Origin of the sequence: Iodobacter fluviatilis (assembly GCF_004194535.1) — a bacterium.
Taxonomy (GTDB): domain Bacteria; phylum Pseudomonadota; class Gammaproteobacteria; order Burkholderiales; family Chitinibacteraceae; genus Iodobacter; species Iodobacter fluviatilis_A.
In genome coordinates, this window is record NZ_CP025781.1 from 2,639,018 (window position 1) to 2,656,963 (window position 17,946).

Genomic DNA, 17,946 nt, shown 5'->3' on the forward strand with positions numbered 1-17,946 from the left:
TGAGGAAGGCTTATGCGTTTTTTCTTACTGACTTGTGTATTGTCATCTCTCGCATTTGCTGATCAGCTAGATACGCTGGTCTTACAGCATCAAGTGCCGGATCAACTTGTGCCTATATTACGTGAGGCTTTTCCTGACGCATCAATCCAAGGGATTCAAGGGCAATTATTGATTCGGGCCGCGGATCAGGCCAGTTTTGATCGAATTGCAGCGATGGCGCGCAAGCTGGATCAGCCCAGCCGCCGTTTGCAAATTAGCGTGCAGCAGCGGGATGGCACATCATCCGCACAATGGGTACTGGATGGGCGGGCGGTGATCTCTCATCAGGGAATAAGAGGCGGAGTACAAATTTCTGCTGATGATCAGGCATCTTCTCAGCAGTCTTTGCAAACCCTGCGCGTGATGGATGGTGGCCGAGCCTTGATAGAGCTGGGAAGTGAGCGCTTTGTACCGGCTTGGCGCTCAGGCTTTGTGGGGGAGTGGCAAACGGCTGCGAGTGGTTTTTGGGCAGAGCCTCGTTTAGTGGGAGATACCATTCACTTACGTATTTTTCCAAAAAGCAGTCGGTTTGAGCGTGATGATAGTGTGGTCATACACCGGATGAGCAGCGATCTTTCTGCCCGATTGGGTGAGTGGGTATTGGCTGGCGAGACCATACAAGCCACAACAGGCTCGCAGTCTAAAGGGCAGAGGCAATATCAGGTGTGGCTTAAGGTTGATGCAGATTAAGCTATTAAAATGGTGAACCATCAAGCTGATGCATGCTGATATTGTTATTCTTAAGCTTTAAATAGCCGCCTTGTCCCTGATACCAGTCGGGAATGACCCAGCGTTGCCCTTGCGGGAGTATGTGCATGGCTGGGCGATGCGTATGACCATGAATCAGTGTTTGAACGTGGTGCTGCGCCATCAGTTGTTCTACCGCTTGTGCGTTGACATCCATCACTTCGCTGCGCTTCATTTGATTGGATGCTTTAGAGCGCTGGCGTAGTTTTTCGACCTGACCTTGCCGCCAGCGGCGTGGCAGTGCCAAAAATAGGGTTTGCACCACTGGGTGCCTGACGATGCGGCGAAAGCGCTGGTAAGCCAGATCGTCGGTGCATAGTGCGTCGCCGTGGCTGATGAGTACGGCTTGCCCGTTCAGATCAATGAGGCTGGGATCCGCTAATAGGGTAAGCCCGGCAGCCGATGCAAAGCGCTGGCCCGGTAAAAAATCACGATTGCCGGCGACAAAAAAAATGTTGACGCCTTGCTTGGCCAATTGGGCGATCGCCGCAACAATTTCGGCATTAAATACTTCATCTAAGCTATCGTCACCGATCCAAAATTCAAATAAATCGCCCAAGATATACAGCGCGCTGGCATGCATTGCTGGGCCTTGTAAAAAGGCATGAAAAGCCGCTGTTGTGGCCGGGTCTTCCGGTGACAAATGCAGATCAGAGATAAATAAAATGGGAGAAGGCATAGATATGGGCGGGGTCTGTGTGCCCATTGGGCGGGAGGAGCAGGCTTGGGCTGGTACTTAGGCTCTGTTAACGCTTGATGTACTCTTAACAAGGTCAACAGAGCCTATAAACATTAAGCTAAAATTTCAGCCTTAATGATCATGACATCTTCTTTAGGCACATCTTGGTGAAAGCCTTTGCTGCCAGTTTTAACATTTTTTAGCTGATCAACCACTTCCTTGCCTTCGATAACCTTAGCAAATACGCAGTAGCCAAAGCCTTGTGCGGTAGCGCTCTGATAATTTAGGAAATCGTTATTAGCAACGTTGATAAAAAATTGTGAAGAAGCGGAGTGTGGATCTGGAGTGCGTGCCATTGCTAGTGTGTAAGCGTCGTTTTTTAGACCATTGGCGGCTTCGTTTTTGATTGGAGCACGCCCTTCTTTCTTTTCGTCCATACCTGGCGCAAAACCACCGCCCTGCACCATGAAGCCATCAATAATGCGGTGGAAAATCGTGCCGTCGTAATGGCCTTCTTCAACGTATTGCAAGAAGTTAGCAACGGTTAGCGGTGCTTTTTCTGCGTTCAGTTCAACGATGATATCGCCAAAAGTGGTAGTGAGTTTTACATTGCTCATGGTGTTTTTCCTTTTGAGTAATCATTCTGGTTAAGTTTGAATGAGAAATAAATAAATGGTTTCAATTAAAGCCAAAATCACTGAAATCAGATGCGCTAGAAAAATTATTTGTCTGACTTTTTGCCAAGTTCGCGTACAGATTGAATGGTAATGGTATTAATCGGTACATCACCTGGCGCAGTTGGACTAACGTTGATTTGATCAACCACAGGCAAGCCAGAAATGACTTTGCCAAATACGGTGTAGCCAAAGCCATCACGGCTTGGGTAGTTTAAAAAATCGTTGTTCTTCGAGTTAATAAAAAATTGTGCGCTGGCGGAGTCAGGATCGGCAGTTCTGGCCATAGCAATGGTGCCGCGATCATTTTTCAAGCCTTTTTCAAAAGCAATTTTGGCTTCATTTTTAACCGGTGGGCGCGTTGGCTTTTCAGCCATTTTGTCGTTCATGCCACCACCTTGAATCATAAAATCTTTAATTACACGGTGAAAAATAGTGCCGTCGTATTGTTTATCTTTAACGTATTGCAAAAAATTTGCCACGGTAAGTGGGGCTTTTTCGGGATAAAGCTCAATCACGACCTTACCTTTTGACGTGATCAATTCTACCTGTGGATTCGCGGCAAATACGCTCAGGCTAGCTAAGACAAGGCTCGTTGCAATAATAAAACGTTTCATCGTGCATTCCTGCAAAAAGGATTGAGGTGAAAATTCGGGGCAATTATAGCAGACCTTCTCCCTCAGCAAGCCAAGCCGGTCTTTGCTGTGCTCGGTATCTGCGGCTTTTCTGGGGTAAAATCACAATATTCCAAGGATAGTGTCCACCATGCTGAAATTACCTTCAATCGATCAGTTTATTTCTGAATTTGATACCGTGCTTAGAACCCTAGCCGCGTCTGCACAGAGCGAGCGCCCTCATCCTGATGCCAGCGTTGCCGAGTTGGAAATGAGCGCTGCAGATAAGCAACATGCTGCGGGTTTGATGCGGGTTAATCATTGTGGCGAGGTGTGCGCTCAAGCACTTTATCAAGGCCAAGCCCTCACCGCGCGTAATCCTGCTACCCGTGATGCACTGCGTGAAGCGGCACACGAAGAAGTTGAGCATCTGGCTTGGACTGAGGCAAGGATTGCTGATTTAGGTAGCCATAAAAGCTTGCTCAACCCACTGTGGTACGCCGGCTCGTTGGCGATTGGGATTGCAGCGGGGGTGATCGGGGACAAGTGGAATCTGGGCTTTTTGGCTGAAACTGAGCGCCAAGTTGCAGAACACTTGCAATCGCATCTGAGCCAGCTACCAGAACAAGACGCAAAAAGCCGCGCGATTGTGGCGCAAATGCATATTGATGAAACGCATCATGCCGAAAAAGCCGAAGAGCTAGGTGCGGCAGCGCTGCCATTTCCGATAGCAAAAGCGATGCAACTCAGCTCAATTGTGATGACTTCACTTTCTTATCGTGTCTAAAATTTGCGCTAAATCAGAGCAAGTTTAAATAGGGTGTATGACGAGTAAATAGTTTACAGATTTGTAGCTAGGCTTACAGATATAACGCTGATTAACGATTCACGTTATTACGTTATTTGGGGCTATTTATGTCGGAAATGAATTCACCTGCACAGGTTGTTGATTATGTCGATCACGCTGCGTCAGAGAAAGCTGCACTACCTTTTTCCAGATTGCTGGTGATGGCCATTATGGGAGGCGTGTATATCGGGCTGGGCGGCCTGTTAGCCTTAGTGGTTGCGGGGGGCTCACCTGCTCTGCAAGCAAGTAATCCTGGGCTGGTTAAACTGTTGTTTGGCGCCGTTTTCCCACTGGGGTTTATTGCGGTGGTGTTAACTGGTACTGATTTATTTACATCTAATTGCGCTACGCAAGTGGTGGCTTTATGGCGTAAAAATGTCAGCCCTAAAACGGTTGTGCGTGTTTGGTGTGTTTCCTATTTAGGTAATTTTATGGGCGCATGCTTTGCAGCATGGGCTTACACCAGCGCTACCGATCTATTTACCCCTGATCAGCCGTGGACTCAATATCTGCTGAGTATGGCGCACCACAAATTAGAAAACCCCTTTATGGTGAGCTTTATGCGCGGGGTGTTAGCTAATCTTTTGGTCTGTATTGCAACGTGGCAAGGTTATTCGGCTAAAGATACTTTAGGCAGGATGGTGGGGATTTGGCTGCCGGTGATGGGCTTTGTGGCTTTAGGCATGGAGCACAGTATTGCAAATATGTTCTTTATTCCTGCGGCGATGTTGGCGGGTTTTGATGTGACTTGGAGCCACTTTTTCATAGCTAACTTAGTGCCCGTTACCTTGGGGAATTTAGTTGGCGGGGCTATTTTTGTCGGTTTGCCCTATGTGTGGCTATATACCAAATCTGAAAGAAATACCGAGCCTGAAAAAATACAGTCTCTTGTTAAAAGAATAGACGCAGGTCATTAAGAAAAAAACGCGCCAATGGCGCGTTTTTTTATGCAGCTTCAAGTATTTCAAAATCGTGTGTAATCAGCACACTTTTTGCTAGCATAATCGAGGCCGAGCAATATTTTTCAGCAGAAAGCTTGATGGCTCTTTCCACTTGTTCTGGCTTTAAACCTTTGCCAGTAACGGTGTAATGTAAATGAATTTTAGTAAACACTTTAGGCTCGGTTTCTGCGCGCTCTGCATCAACGTCTACTACGCAGTCCCTAACATCGGCACGGCTCTTCTTTAAGATATGGATCACATCGTAGGTCGAGCATCCTGCCGTGCCCATCAGCACCATTTCCATCGGTCTTGGGCCTAAATTGCGGCCCCCACCCGCTGGAGGGCCATCCATTAGTACCGAATGACCCGATTCAGACTGTGCTAAAAAGCTCACTTCTTCTACCCATTTCACGCGTACTTTCATGTGCTTCTCCCTTTATTAGCGGGGATTTTAACGCATGATTCATCTCATTTGCTGCATGCAAATTGCGACACTTAGTCTTTTGCATTACAAAAATGTCTTGTCATGCTTTCTGTCTCACGCGATAATGCGCCTAACATCAGAGTGTTTTTTACTTTGTTGTTGTCTCCTCCATCCTCCATTTTGGTGGGATTTCACGCAATCCAATTGGGTTGCGTTTTTTTTAGACGTGGTCAATTTTGGAACATATTTTCAAAATGGCACGTCACCAGATTTGACAAGTGAATGCGGATTCAGATAAAATCCGCGACTTTCTCAAAATCGTAACGTGGAAGAGCAGTCATGAAAACCTTTTCTGCCAAGCCGCACGAAGTTAAGCGCGAGTGGTTCGTTGTTGATGCTACCGATATGGTTCTCGGTCGTCTCGCGGCTGAAGTCGCTAAACGCCTGCGTGGCAAGCACAAAGCCGAGTACACCCCTCACGTAGACTGTGGTGACCACATCGTGGTGGTGAACGCAGACAAGATCCGCGTAACCGGCAACAAAGCAACAGATAAAATTTACTACCGCCATACTGGTCACCCAGGTGGTATTTACCAGCGCACCTTTTCCGAGATGCAAGAAAAATTCCCGGGTCGCGTGCTAGAAATGGCTGTTAAGGGCATGCTTCCAAAGGGTCCTCTCGGCTACGCTATGATCAAAAAGATGAAGGTTTATGCAGGTAGCGAACATCCGCATACCGCGCAACAGCCTAAAGCCTTTTCTATCTAAGCGTTAACGCGTTTTCTACTAAGGAATTTGTATCATGGTAGGTAAATACTATTACGGTACCGGCCGTCGCAAGAGCGCAGTTGCTCGTGTGTTCGTAGCCAAGGGTAGCGGCAATATCATAGTCAACGGCAAGCCGGTTGATTCTTACTTTCCTCGCGAAACTAGTCGCATGGTCGTTCGCCAGCCTCTAGAATTGACCGCAAACCTCGAATCCTTCGACATTATGGTTAATGTTGTTGGTGGTGGTGAAACCGGCCAAGCCGGTGCGATCCGTCACGGTGTAACTCGTGCTCTGATTGAATTTGATGCAGCTCTTAAAGGCAGCCTCAAAGCAGCAGGTCTTGTTACTCGCGATGCTCGTGAAGTTGAACGTAAGAAAGTGGGTCTGCACGGCGCTCGTCGTCGCAAACAGTTCTCCAAGCGTTAATTCGCTGGTACTGCTTTCTACAAAAGCCACCCTCGGGTGGCTTTTGTGTTTTGTACTGTTTAGAAATTTTATTCTAAAACAAATTCACTTACAAACTAGACGCGCTTACAGGTTCGGCTTTATATTCCCTTGTATCGGGCAAATACAGCCTGTATTTGCCAAATCTAGCAAAAGAGACGACAAAACATGATTAAGGTGGGGATTGTTGGTGGTACGGGTTATACCGGTGTAGAGCTACTACGCTTGCTGGCCCGTCATTCGGGTGTGAGCTTACAAGCCGTGACTTCACGTAAAGAAGCCGGTATGAAAGTGGCCGAAATGTACTCAAGCCTGCGTGGCTGGGTCGATTTGGTCTTCTCTACGCCTGAAGAAGCCCGCCTTACTGAGTGCGATGTTGTGTTCTTTGCCACCCCCAATGGCATTGCCATGCAGCAAGCGCGTGAGCTGCTAGATGCTGGTGTTAAAGTGATTGATCTGGCGGCAGATTACCGTATTAAAGATCTTGCCGAATGGTCTAAATGGTATGGCATGCAGCATGCCTCGCCAGAGTTAGTTGAAGAAGCCGTCTATGGCTTGCCAGAAATCAACCGTGCTGCAATCAAAGGCGCTCGCTTAATTGCTAATCCTGGTTGTTACCCAACGGCCGTGCAGCTTGGCTTTTTACCGCTGATTGAGGCGGGTGTGATTGATACGACTAGCCTGATTGCTGATTGCAAGTCTGGAGTATCGGGCGCCGGGCGTAAAGCCGAAGTAGGCTCTTTATTTGCTGAGGCTGGGGACAATTTTAAAGCCTATGGCGTGGCTGGGCATCGGCATTTGCCGGAAATTCGCCAAGGTTTAGCACGTGCAGCAGGGGCTTCGGTAGATTTAACTTTTGTTCCGCATTTAACGCCGTTGATTCGTGGCATTCACGCTACCCTCTATGCAAAGCTCACTAAAGACGTTGATCTGCAAGCCTTGTTTGAGCTGCGTTATCAAAATGAAGCCTTTGTGGATGTGTTGCCTGCGGGCTCGCATCCAGAAACACGCTCAGTACGCGGTGCAAATACTTGCCGGATAGCGGTGCATCGCCCACAGGGGGGAGATACTGTGGTGGTCTTGTCTGCAATCGATAACCTTGTGAAAGGTGCTGCAGGCCAGGCCGTGCAGAATATGAATATCTTGTTCGATCTACCTGAAAGTATGGGTCTCGACATCGTTCCATTACTGCCTTAAGTGCCTATTAAACGTTTTTATCGTTTACAACGAGCTCGGCTCACCGCCGCGCCTTTGTCGCTGCAGCCGGTAATAGGTTGGCGTGGTCGCTTACTGCGTATTTTTTTCTTGCTCTGTATTAGCGCTTCGCTCTTGGGTTTGGGGGGCTATTTAGGCTTCCAATATGCATTGAATCGTAATGCGCTTAGCGCTGCCGAAAAAGTGCAACGTTTAGCTAGTCAATCCGAGCAACTGGGCGCGGTGCAGGCCAAACAGCAGTTGCTAGAGCAGCAAATTAAAGTAGGGCAAGGCGAGCGTAATGGCTTGCTACAAGCATTGACCGCGGCTCAAGGCGAGTTGGCGGGCAAGCAAGAAACCTTGGCTTTTTTTGAATCGCTATTGCAAAGCAATGATCGTAGTCGAGCGGTTAGCTTTAGCGCATGTGAGTTGCAATCTGTAGGAGCTGGGCGTTGGCGCTATCGACTCTTATTAGTGCAGGGTATGGATCGTAGCACTGAGTTTGCTGGCCGCTTGCAAGCGAGTGTGCAGTTTCAAGAGCACGGTAAACGTCAGAGCCAGCAGATTGAGCCTTTAACTGTAAAGTTTAGTCATTATTTGCGGCAAGAAGGCGAGCTCACTTTGCCGGTTGGCGCAGTGCCACAAGTATTTGAAGCGCGTGTATTTACCGATAGTAATAAGCAGGCGATTGCCAGCTGCCAAAAGAAAGGAGGATGATCGTGTTTAAAAATAAAAAAGGCTCGACCAAAATTGATAGCCTGATCGGCCAAGGCACAACGGTGACCGGCGATATTAGTTTTACTGGCGGCTTAAGAATTGATGGTACGGTGCTTGGCCGTGTTTCAGCGAGTGACGCTAAAAATGGTACTTTGGTAGTCAGTGAAAAAGCACGTATTGAAGGAAGCGTGCAGTGCTCTCATCTTATCCATAATGGAGCAATTATTGGGCCGATAGAAGTCACTCAGTACGTTGAATTACAAGCCAAGGCGCGCATTATTGGCGACTTAAGTTATAAAACATTAGAAATGCACGCTGGTGCGATGATCGAGGGCAAATTGCTATATTTAAGCAATGGCCAGCGTGAGGAAGTCGAGCTAGCTAGTGTGGCTACACTGAAAGATTGACCGTTACCACTAGCCAAGATTGACCGCTGTGGCTTGCACGGTAGATAATACCTTATCCTTTTAGTCAACTATTTTTTGGAGTGTCCCATGAACACTGTGACCGACATGCCAATCCCCTTTGTTTTCACTGATTCTGCTGCGGAAAAAGTGCGCGATCTGATTATCGAAGAAGGCAATCCGGATCTTAAACTTCGTGTATTTGTAACCGGCGGCGGCTGTTCTGGCTTCCAGTATGGTTTTACTTTTGACGAAATCACCAATGAAGACGATACCCCCGTCGAAAAAAACGGTGTGACTCTGCTGGTTGATCCAATGAGCTATCAATACTTGGTAGGTGCTGAGATTGATTACGTGGAAAGCCTTGAGGGCTCGCAGTTCACCATCAAAAACCCGAATGCATCGACTACCTGTGGATGTGGTTCTTCATTTTCGGTTTAAATCGCTTTGTGGCGGTGCAAAAAGGGAAGCTTGCTTCCTTTTTTTTCGTCTGTAGTTCGCTGGTTTAGGTTAAGTCATATTGGGGCTGGTGTAGTTCCGTACTCCTGACTGATAATGAGCTTACTCAACTCAGGGGTTAGGCTATGTTTGAATCTGCACAGTTAGGCCATAAAGTAGATAAAGTCGTTTATAAAGAGCAAGAGCCTTTATTGCGCGAAGCGTTGCTCGCCGTGCAATATCAATTGAAAGAGCAGGCTAATTTCCCTGTGGTGATTCTATTGGGAGGCGTGCCCACTGCGGGTAAGGCAGAAACGGCTAATTTATTACTGGAGTGGCTAGATCCTCGGTTGATTGAAAGTCATGCCTTTGGGGTAAAAAGTGATGAAGAGCTAGCAAGACCTGCAATGTGGCGCTTTTGGCGAGCACTGCCGCCTAAGGGAAAAATTGCGCTGATGTTTGGTGGCTGGTATGCGGGGCCGATGTGGGATTACTTGCAAGAGGCTTACTCTGGGCAGTTTGAGCATGAGGTAGAACGCATTGCGCGTTTTGAAAAAATGCTTGCTGATGAAGGCGTATTGCTGCTGAAGTTTTGGTTACACCTTCCCAAGGACGAGTTGAAAAAGCGTATTAAAAAGCTAGAAGCTGACGATCGCACCGCGTGGCGGGTGACTGAGCAAGATCGGCAATTTTTAAAGTATTACGATCAGATTATGAAGGCGCAGTTGGCGATGGTAATGCGCTCTAATCTGGCCGATGCGCCATGGCGAGTGATTGAAGGCTCCGACGCAAACTACCGCTCGCTAACGGTGGGAAAGCAAGTTGAAGAAGCAATCAAGCATCATTTAGAGCGTGGCACACAAATGCAAAAGCGTGTTGAAGCTGCGCCACTCTTACCCTCAATCGATGGGTTGCGATTACTTGATAAATTAGAATTAGGCAGTAATCTAAGTAAGGCTGAATACACAAAAAAATTAGAGGATTTGCAAGGGCGCTTAAATCTATTAACCCGGCACCCTAAATTTAAACAAATGTCGGTCACGTTGGTGTTTGAAGGCATGGATGCTGCTGGTAAAGGGGGCAGTATTCGGCGTATCACTGCCGCCTTGGATGCAAGGCAGTATCGAGTAATTCCGATTGCCGCGCCTACTGAGGAAGAACGTGCTCAGCCCTATTTGTGGCGTTTTTGGCGGCATGTTCCGCAGCATGGGCGCATGACTATTTTTGATCGCTCATGGTATGGCCGCGTATTGGTGGAGCGGGTAGAGGGCTTTGCAGCTCGGGCCGATTGGATGCGTGCGTATAACGAAATTAACGATTTCGAAGCCGAGCTAGATGCCGCGAACAGCATTGTGCTGAAATTCTGGTTAGCTATTAGTAAAGATGAGCAATTAAAGCGTTTTGAAGAGCGCGAAAAAATTGAATTTAAACGTTTTAAAATCACTGATGAGGATTGGCGTAATCGCGATAAATGGGATGAATATATCGTGGCTGCTAGCGATATGATTGATCGTACCAATACCTTGAGTGCGCCTTGGCACATGATTGGGGCCAATAATAAATATCAAGCCCGTATCAGTATTTTAGAAAAACTCTGTGAGGCTTTAGAGTCTCGCTTACAACGCAAGGATAAAAAACGATGACTTTGAGTATCGATGCAAAAGCATGCGCACAATTATTTACCGAAGCTCGCACTCACAATGCTTGGCAAGATAAGCCGGTGAGTGATGAAATATTGCAGCAGTTATATGATTTACTAAAGTGGGCGCCTACTTCAGCCAATGCAGCGCCTGCACGGTTTATTTTTGTTAAATCGCCAGAGGCAAAAGCGAAATTAAAGCCAAGCTTGAGTGAAGGCAATGTTGAAAAAACCATGTCGGCACCTGTTACCGTGATCGTAGCGCATGATTTAGAGTTTTATGAACAACTTCCCTCGCTGTTCCCACAAGCAGATGCCAAAAGCTGGTTTGCTGGTAATGAAGCGGCAATAAATAGCACGGTGCAAAGAAATGGCAGTTTGCAAGGTGCTTATTTAATTATGGCGGCGCGTGCATTAGGTTTAGACTGCGGCCCAATGTCAGGTTTTGATCAAGCGAAAGTAGATGAGATATTTTTTGCCGGTAGTCAGTGGCGCGCTAATTTCTTAATTAATTTAGGCTATGGGGATAAGACTCAGCTATATCCAAGAAATCCACGTTTAGATTTTGCACAGGCTTGCCGAATTGAGTAATGCTGAAAAGCCTAACGGGGCGTGAGTGATCACGACTTTAATTTTTTTTTGATAATGATGTAATTAAGCATGAGGAAAATAATGGCGGAATGGGGTGTTTGGAAAGCGTTGGAGCAGGCTAGGCAAAAAAAGCGCGAGCTTGATCCGCTATTTGCCCGGGCAGGAGTTGCGCCAGAGCTGGAAACGAATGCAAATCGCATTTGTTTGGATTTAAAGCGTTCTCCCCCTACTCCGCCTTTATTAACTGGCGATAAAACGCGTGATGCTGAAGCAATGGGCATGTATTACGACGGCTATGCCCGTCAATACGAAGAAGCCTTTTATAAGGCAGAAAACCTATTACGTTTTGCATGGGTGCCAGAAGCTGCGCCAATTGGGGCTGCCATCACCGAGGAAGTCGCACGGTTACGCAATCAACTCAAAAATGAGCAGGGTAAGACGCCAGATTTCTCTATGATGGAAAAACTGCTGTTTCATTATGTTCGCCTTGATCACCCTGACTTAGCACTCGCACCTGATTTATTGTCTAATCGCCGTCGTGAGTTGACCGATGTGGCCGGTTACCCTTTGCTGGTTGAGCATGCGCATGGCGAATCACAAAATGACAGCGTGCCCCCCTTGCTTAGCGAAGCCTTTCGAGTGCAGTTAAGCGAGCATATGCAGCGCTATCTTGCTTCTCCTTGGTTGTATTGCCCGTTGATTTCACAGTGGTACGTCACGCTGGCATTGGATACGGGGTTGGCACGTAAAAAACATGATGCACTAGACGATCAACTGACCGCTTCTTTACTAAAGCGCCGTTGGCCTTCTTTATCTAATTGGCTGCCAAATTTTGAATTTGCAGATCAGTGTTGGTATATAGGCTTGGCCCTATTGGCCTTGATTTGTTTATTTATGGAGTGGTGGTGGGCAGCCGCGCCCTTAGTCATTTGGCTGCATTTATCACGCGGGGCGCATCAGCGGGAAAGAAAAGAAGTAGAAGACCGGCGCGCTTTTTATCTAGGCCAGGCACAACAGCTTAAAAGAACGCGTGATCGCTTTGCTGTTGGGCAGATTTCCTTAGAAAAGCTCGCTTTTCAATTGCGGCATTGGGATGAAAAAGGCGAGTATTTTGAGCCTGAGCTCTTTGATCTATTAGCCTTACATCAGCATCAATGATGATCATGCTGACATTTTTATAGAACGATCGTACAATAATGGCACAGATTCCCCTTGGATTATGCCGTGTACGCTCAGCGCAAGATTATCCATATTGATTGCGATTGCTTTTACGCTGCGGTAGAAATGCGCGATCAGCCAGCTTTGCGCGATGTGCCGCTTGCTATTGGTGGAGCCGCCGATCGGCGTGGCGTGATTGCAACTTGTAACTATCCAGCGCGTGAGTTTGGCGTGCATTCGGCGATGTCCACTTATCGGGCGCAGCAAGCCTGCCCAAATTTAGTTTTGCTTCCTCCTGATTTCCCCCGCTACCGTGCCGCATCGCAGGCCATGCGAAGCATCTTTGCAGATTACACCGATAGAATCGAGCCTTTGTCTTTAGATGAAGCCTACTTAGACGTAACGGGCCTATCCAACTGCCAAGGCAGCGCTTCTAGAATGGCACTAGAGATTCGTAAGCGTATTGCTGCCGAAGTGGGCATCACCGCCAGCGCAGGGATAGCGCCTAATAAACTGTTGGCTAAAATTGCCAGTGATTGGCACAAGCCCAACGGCCAGTTTGTGATCCGCCCTCAAGATATTGATGCTTTTATGCTGAGTCTGCCGCTGAAAAAACTATGGGGTGTTGGCAAGGTAACGGCTGCTCGGTTAGCAAGGCAGGGCGCACACTGCTGTGCCGATTTACAGGCTTGGCCATTAGAGCGATTACTGCGTGAGTTTGGTAAATTTGGTAGCCAGCTATTTGAGCAGTGCCGAGGCGTTGATTTGCGCCCAGTTGCTGCTGATGAGCGGCGAAAATCACTCTCTGTAGAAAACACGTTTAATCATGATCTGCCTGATTTAGCGGCCTGCTACCAAGCTTTGCCCGCTTTAGTGAGTGATTGGCAGCTGCGTATGCAGCGTGCCAGTGGCGATCGTCAGCATAAGGCCTTTGTAAAAATAAAATTTAATGATTTTAGCCAAACCACGGTCGAGTGCGTTTGCCTGCATCCTTCGATAGAAACATTTGGGCTGTTATTGGCTGAGGGCTTTGAGCGTGGTAAAAAGCCAGTGCGCCTACTGGGGGTTGGGGCAAGATTTGAGGAGGAAAGGTTGCAGCCCGAGCAGCTTTGCCTGTGGCCTTAGCTGGGTGAGTGGATGTTAAAAAAGGAAAGGCCGCGAAGAAAATCACTTTTCTGCACGGCCTGTTGTACGGTAGAGGCGAGCTTACTTACTTAGCGCCAGTGCTTTTTGTTTTTCTAGCATTTTTTGTTTGATGTCAGAAATAGAAGCCAGTGCGGCTTTTTCGCCTTCTAAAATGGCCACGTTTTTCTGATCAAAGTCTGCTGGACCAATTTTTCCGACTTTAGGGCGCAGGACCACGTCGGCGCGGATCATTTCTTGCTCGCCTAGTTTCTGCCCCATAATCATTACGGCTTGATTGACGATGCCAAACATATTACTGGGCGTGTTTTTACCGTTGGCTTTTGATGAAATATCGACGGCAATAATAAAATCCGCCCCAAGTTCTTTAGCGGCATCAACCGGTACGGGGCTAATGACGCCTCCATCTACATAGCGTCGTCCGCTGATCATCACTGGTTCAAATACGCCTGGAATGCTGGATGATGCGCGCACCGCCTGCCCGGTATTACCGCGTGCAAAAGAAATCCGTGTACCGGTATCTAGTTCTGTAGCAACCGCTGCAAAGGGTTTGTTGAGCTTATCTAAGGGGCGATTATCGACTAACTTATTAACGTAATCTTGTAGTTTCTGCCCTTTGACTAAGCCGCCTGAAAGCAGGCTGATATCGCGGATTTGTGATTCATCTAGGCCAAAAGCGCGCTCTTGCAGGGTAAAGCCATCCATGCCTGATGCGTAAAGAGCGCCAACCACGCTACCCGCACTGGTGCCCGAAACCACGTCTGGCACAATACCGTTGGCTTCGAGCATTTTAATTACCCCAATATGGGCAAAGCCTTTGGCCGCTCCTCCCCCAAGCGCCAGGCCAATTTTTAGTTTGGGTAGGGGTTTGGGGGCAGGGGGAGGGTTGGTCGTGCAAGCTGCCAAAAAGCTCAGTGTGATCAGGCTGCTTAGTAACTTCTTCATGCAACTTTCTCCAGGGCGATGACGTAGGTAGTTTGCCCGTCGCAGCGCCACTTCACATCATATTGATAAAGCCTTACGCCATAGATGCGCTCTGCATCATTGGCGTAGGCTGGGCGTGGGTCTTGTTTTAAAACGTCTTCAATGAGCGCGCGTAGCTCTGGTTTTAAGCGGGATTCGGCTTCAGGGCTAAATATCACCGCCAGCTCTGGCGGTGGGCTGCCTGCAAAGCCGCCACGCGCAGTGGGAATACTTTCTGCGTAAGGAATATAGGGCTTGATATCTAAGATGGGCGTGCCATCGACTAAATCAATCCCTTTAAATGTCAGGGCAACGCCAGAATCTGTGTCAATTTTAATCAGCTCAACTAAAGATAAGCCAATTGGGTTAGGTCGAAACGGTGAGCGGCTGGCAAAAACACCGATCCGCGTATTGCCACCCAGCCGTGGTGGGCGGACCGTTGGTTTCCAGTCGCTGGCGCTTTGGTGAAACACAAAAGTAAGCCAGACGTGCGAAAACGCTTCTAAGCCTCGCACCGCTTCGGCTCGGTTATAGGGGGAAAGTAGCTTGAGTACACCTTGTGCATGAGGAGCAAGGTTGGGCTGGCGTGGAATGCCAAATTTATCTGCAAAGGGAGTTGCGAGATAGCCGATGGGCTGAAAGTTAAAACCACTCACGCAGGTGTTCCGAAAAATTAAAAAAAGCGGGGCTAAAGCCCCGCTAGATTATATGTGAATTTACTTCTGACTTTACAGATTATGTACCCAGATTACGCCGATCATGACTGGTGCAATCACGGCACAAATACCACGGAAAGCTGGAATCCAGCGTCCGCCACCATTGCTGAGCAATTCGCTGTGAATGCGAGGCCAGATGATCCAGCCTGCAAAAATGGCAACCAAGATACCGCCTGCAGGCATCATGATATTAGACGTTGCGTAATCCATTAGGTCAAAGGCCGTTTTACCAAATAGTTTGGTTTCTGCCATCGGGCCAAAGGATAGTGCTGCTGGAATACTGGCGATAAAAACAGCCGCAGTAGTGATATAGGCCGCACGGCGACGTTCCCAGCCAAACTCATCAATAAAGTAGCTGACAATAGGTTCAACAATGGATACTGATGAAGTCAGTGCGGCAAATAACAGCAGCAAGAAGAAGGCAATCGCCCATGCTTGGCCAAATGGCATTTGTGCAAAAATAGCGGGCATGGTGATAAAAGTCAGCCCTGGGCCAGCGGCTGGATCAACCCCAAATGCAAATACCGCAGGCAAGACCATAAAGCCTGCGAGTACGCTGGCTAAGGTGGCTAAGATAGAAATCCAGAGCGTTGCGCCAGCCAAGTTAGTGTCTTTATCTACATAAGAGCCGTAGGAAATAATAATTCCCATGCCCAGTGATAAGGAAAAGAACGCCAGCCCAAGTGCATCTACCACCATGGCAGAAGTCAGTTTGCTAAAGTCTGGTGTAATAAAGTAGCGAACCCCTTCCCATGCGCCAGGCAAGGTAAGCGAGCGGGCAATTAGCACTAGCATTAGGATAAACAGCGCTGGCATCAGTACCTTGCTCATGCGCTCAATGCCTTTTTGTACTCCGCCTAAAACAACGGCAACGGTCACCCCTAAAAATAGTGCGGTATAAAAGAGCGAGCTGGCAGGGTCGGCAATAAATTTGCTGAAGGCGGAGCTTAGTTCTGTGGTGCTATGCCCAAGAGCTTCACCGGTAATTGATTTACCAATGTAAGCAATCACCCAGCCACCAACCACGCTGTAGTAAGCCATCACAATAAAAATACAAAGCACGGATAAACGTCCGGCCCACGGCCATAAGCCGCCTTTTAAATCACGAAATGCCGTGGTTGCAGAGCGGTTGGCGGCGCGGCCAATCACCATTTCTGCTAGAAGGAGGGCAATACCAACGGTGAATACGCATGCTAAGTAGGCGAGCAGAAACACGCCGCCGCCATTTTTACCTGCTACATAAGGAAACTTCCAGATGGCACCAAGGCCAACGGCAGAGCCGGAGGCGGCCAGAATAAAGCCGAGGCGTGAACCCCAATTTGCACGAGACATAGATCATTTTCCGAAATGGGTACTGCTGAAAAAAAGGACATATGAATACCCCGTCATTTTTTTGAAAGACAGATTTCGAAAAGATTGCATCAATAAGCGGATTTGCTGAATGGCTATCTTTAATAAACCAATAAAGGCTTGTGGCTTTTTATGATTTAAGTGGGTAACTGTATATTAAGCCTGACTCGTTATTTTTTTTCCTAATTGAATAGTTACTTGACTTTTCGTTTGTTTTTGTGATTTTTTATTTTTACTAATTGCAATTGCTGCTGGCAGAACGAAGCTCAAGCTTGCCTGAGATCGTGAAAAGGCGTGAATCTAGTGTGTTTGACTTGCCAAGGTAGAAACAAGACGCGACACTAGTCGCTCTTTTGTGAGGTAACCATGTCTTTTTATTTCCGCTCTGATAATGTTCCTGAACTCGATGGTTTAAGCCGCTGGGAGCAGCGTGTTTTGTTGCGCGGTACATTTTTAAAAGAACGTGCGATGTCTACGCTGGTTTTATTGGTGTTAGTCATTGGGAGCGTGCAGTTTTTGATTAACCCACTTTTGGCGTCGATCTGGCCCAATTTTCAAAGTAATAGTATGGCTTATGGTGGCGTGTTGGTGGTATGGCTACTGCTGTTGATGTGGTTGCGTGATGTAGTGATGATGAACGTGCTGCGCCCGAAAATTGCTATTAAACGTGCTGAGAAAATGAATGCGGCTACTACTGAGTCTGCTTAGTTTTAGTTATGCCTGTTCGGTGCAATCTGCCACCATTGCCGTGGATGTCGGCCATCATTTGGCCGCACCCGGCGCAATAAGTGCTTATGGTGTGGGCGAGTTCAACTATAACCTAGCGCTAGCCCGTAGCGTGCAAAGCACGCTGCAGGCGGCTGGGCACCAGGTTAATCTGATTAATGGCGATGGGCAGATGCGTGAATTACGCGCGCGCGTACAAGCGGCGGCAGGGGCGGATTTACTGATATCCATCCATCATGATTCTGTACAGCCGCAGTATCTTCAGTTATGGGATGTGGCGGGTAAAAGCCAGCGTTATGCCGATCAGTTTAGTGGGTATTCTTTATTCGTGCATTCGCAGAGCGCCCAGTTTGGCCGCTCACTGGCTTGTGCACAGGCAATGTCGCAATCTTTACAGGCTAAGGGCTTTAAGCCAACAAATCATCATGCTCCTGGTGTCGCTGGTGAAGATCGCGTTCAGCTTGATCCGCTGCTTGGTATTTATGATGCTGATTTTGTGGTGGTTCGCTTGGGGAAAACGCCTGCTATTTTATTTGAAGCGGGTGTGATCGTGAACCGTGCAGAAGCGCTGACTCTGCAAGAGCCTGCCACCCAAGCTCAGATGGCCGCAGCTATTTTGAATAGCCTTTCCTGCCTGAAGTAACTAATTTATGAAATGTGTGAGCAAGGTTGGCACACAAGTAGGTCTATCGTTTAAAATCCCTTTTTTGTTTTTAAATGAACTCGGTT

22 protein-coding genes are annotated in these 17,946 nt (G+C 47.8%); 15 read left to right on the forward strand and 7 right to left on the reverse strand.

Annotated elements, in window-relative coordinates; translation table 11 throughout:
• Positions 1-12 precede the first annotated feature (12 nt).
• A complete protein-coding gene (locus C1H71_RS11800) occupies positions 13-729 on the forward strand; it encodes a hypothetical protein (RefSeq protein WP_130106725.1) in 717 nt (238 codons plus the stop codon).
• Between the two features lie 4 nt (positions 730-733).
• Here the strand turns inward: C1H71_RS11800 and C1H71_RS11805 are convergent, their stop codons facing one another.
• The 3 genes from C1H71_RS11805 to C1H71_RS11815 form a co-directional block, all read right to left on the reverse strand.
• Positions 734-1,465 (reverse strand): UDP-2,3-diacylglucosamine diphosphatase, encoded by a 732-nt coding sequence (locus C1H71_RS11805; RefSeq protein WP_130106726.1) that lies wholly within the window; start codon positions 1,463-1,465, stop codon positions 734-736.
• 113 nt (positions 1,466-1,578) lie between these two features.
• Entirely contained in the window at positions 1,579-2,082 is a 504-nt protein-coding gene (locus tag C1H71_RS11810) for a peptidylprolyl isomerase (protein WP_130106727.1), read from the reverse strand.
• A gap of 104 nt (positions 2,083-2,186) precedes the next feature.
• The gene (locus C1H71_RS11815) at positions 2,187-2,756 is read right to left on the reverse strand and encodes a peptidylprolyl isomerase (RefSeq protein ID WP_130106728.1); all 570 of its coding nucleotides are present in this window, start codon (positions 2,754-2,756) and stop codon (positions 2,187-2,189) included.
• A gap of 148 nt (positions 2,757-2,904) precedes the next feature.
• Here C1H71_RS11815 and coq7 point away from each other — a divergent pair, with 148 nt between their 5' ends.
• Positions 2,905-3,540, forward strand: a complete 636-nt coding sequence (coq7, locus tag C1H71_RS11820; RefSeq protein ID WP_130106729.1) for a 2-polyprenyl-3-methyl-6-methoxy-1,4-benzoquinone monooxygenase — start codon at positions 2,905-2,907, stop codon at positions 3,538-3,540.
• Positions 3,541-3,668: 128 nt separating this feature from the next.
• Entirely contained in the window at positions 3,669-4,517 is an 849-nt protein-coding gene (locus tag C1H71_RS11825; protein ID WP_130106730.1) for a formate/nitrite transporter family protein, read from the forward strand.
• Between the two features lie 28 nt (positions 4,518-4,545).
• Here the strand turns inward: C1H71_RS11825 and C1H71_RS11830 are convergent, their stop codons facing one another.
• Complete coding sequence (locus C1H71_RS11830) at positions 4,546-4,965, reverse strand: OsmC family protein (RefSeq protein WP_130106731.1); 420 nt, start codon at positions 4,963-4,965, stop codon at positions 4,546-4,548.
• A gap of 339 nt (positions 4,966-5,304) precedes the next feature.
• Here C1H71_RS11830 and rplM point away from each other — a divergent pair, with 339 nt between their 5' ends.
• From rplM to dinB, 10 genes are all read left to right on the forward strand, one after another.
• Entirely contained in the window at positions 5,305-5,733 is a 429-nt protein-coding gene (rplM, locus tag C1H71_RS11835; protein WP_046352175.1) for a 50S ribosomal protein L13, read from the forward strand.
• A 34-nt stretch (positions 5,734-5,767) separates the two neighbouring features.
• Positions 5,768-6,160 (forward strand): 30S ribosomal protein S9, encoded by a 393-nt coding sequence (gene rpsI / locus C1H71_RS11840; RefSeq protein WP_046352176.1) that lies wholly within the window; start codon positions 5,768-5,770, stop codon positions 6,158-6,160.
• 186 nt (positions 6,161-6,346) lie between these two features.
• Positions 6,347-7,375, forward strand: coding sequence for an N-acetyl-gamma-glutamyl-phosphate reductase (gene argC / locus C1H71_RS11845; RefSeq protein ID WP_130106732.1), 1,029 nt, complete (start codon positions 6,347-6,349; stop codon positions 7,373-7,375).
• Positions 7,376-8,089 carry a DUF6776 family protein gene (locus tag C1H71_RS11850; RefSeq protein WP_130106733.1) on the forward strand — a complete coding sequence of 238 codons (714 nt, stop codon included), beginning with the start codon at positions 7,376-7,378 and terminating at the stop codon, positions 8,087-8,089.
• A 2-nt stretch (positions 8,090-8,091) separates the two neighbouring features.
• Positions 8,092-8,496, forward strand: a complete 405-nt coding sequence (locus C1H71_RS11855) for a bactofilin family protein (RefSeq protein ID WP_223145858.1) — start codon at positions 8,092-8,094, stop codon at positions 8,494-8,496.
• 87 nt (positions 8,497-8,583) lie between these two features.
• Positions 8,584-8,934, forward strand: coding sequence for an iron-sulfur cluster insertion protein ErpA (erpA, locus tag C1H71_RS11860; RefSeq protein WP_046352180.1), 351 nt, complete (start codon positions 8,584-8,586; stop codon positions 8,932-8,934).
• 143 nt (positions 8,935-9,077) lie between these two features.
• Positions 9,078-10,574: a polyphosphate:AMP phosphotransferase gene (gene pap, locus C1H71_RS11865; RefSeq protein WP_130106735.1), complete on the forward strand. Its 1,497-nt coding sequence runs from the start codon at positions 9,078-9,080 to the stop codon at positions 10,572-10,574.
• On the forward strand, positions 10,571-11,161 hold the full coding sequence (locus C1H71_RS11870) for a malonic semialdehyde reductase (RefSeq protein WP_130106736.1): 591 nt from the start codon (positions 10,571-10,573) through the stop codon (positions 11,159-11,161). The genes pap and C1H71_RS11870 overlap by 4 nt, the downstream gene beginning before the upstream one ends.
• An 81-nt stretch (positions 11,162-11,242) precedes the next feature.
• The gene (locus tag C1H71_RS11875) at positions 11,243-12,319 is read left to right on the forward strand and encodes a hypothetical protein (RefSeq protein ID WP_130106737.1); all 1,077 of its coding nucleotides are present in this window, start codon (positions 11,243-11,245) and stop codon (positions 12,317-12,319) included.
• 66 nt (positions 12,320-12,385) lie between these two features.
• Positions 12,386-13,444, forward strand: coding sequence for a DNA polymerase IV (gene dinB, locus C1H71_RS11880; protein ID WP_130106738.1), 1,059 nt, complete (start codon positions 12,386-12,388; stop codon positions 13,442-13,444).
• A gap of 81 nt (positions 13,445-13,525) precedes the next feature.
• Here dinB and C1H71_RS11885 read toward each other — a convergent pair whose 3' ends face one another.
• The 3 genes from C1H71_RS11885 to C1H71_RS11895 form a co-directional block, all read right to left on the reverse strand.
• Positions 13,526-14,407: a patatin-like phospholipase family protein gene (locus C1H71_RS11885; RefSeq protein WP_130106739.1), complete on the reverse strand. Its 882-nt coding sequence runs from the start codon at positions 14,405-14,407 to the stop codon at positions 13,526-13,528.
• On the reverse strand, positions 14,404-15,081 hold the full coding sequence (tsaA, locus tag C1H71_RS11890) for a tRNA (N6-threonylcarbamoyladenosine(37)-N6)-methyltransferase TrmO (protein ID WP_130106740.1): 678 nt from the start codon (positions 15,079-15,081) through the stop codon (positions 14,404-14,406). The genes C1H71_RS11885 and tsaA overlap by 4 nt, the downstream gene beginning before the upstream one ends.
• A 72-nt stretch (positions 15,082-15,153) precedes the next feature.
• Entirely contained in the window at positions 15,154-16,473 is a 1,320-nt protein-coding gene (locus C1H71_RS11895) for a sodium-dependent transporter (RefSeq protein ID WP_130106741.1), read from the reverse strand.
• Between the two features lie 384 nt (positions 16,474-16,857).
• Between C1H71_RS11895 and C1H71_RS11900 the strand changes: the two genes are divergently transcribed.
• Both C1H71_RS11900 and C1H71_RS11905 read left to right on the forward strand, forming a co-directional pair.
• Positions 16,858-17,199: a hypothetical protein gene (locus C1H71_RS11900; protein WP_130106742.1), complete on the forward strand. Its 342-nt coding sequence runs from the start codon at positions 16,858-16,860 to the stop codon at positions 17,197-17,199.
• Positions 17,174-17,860, forward strand: coding sequence for an N-acetylmuramoyl-L-alanine amidase family protein (locus tag C1H71_RS11905; RefSeq protein WP_130106743.1), 687 nt, complete (start codon positions 17,174-17,176; stop codon positions 17,858-17,860). The genes C1H71_RS11900 and C1H71_RS11905 overlap by 26 nt, the downstream gene beginning before the upstream one ends.
• The last annotated feature ends 86 nt before the right edge of the window (positions 17,861-17,946 follow it).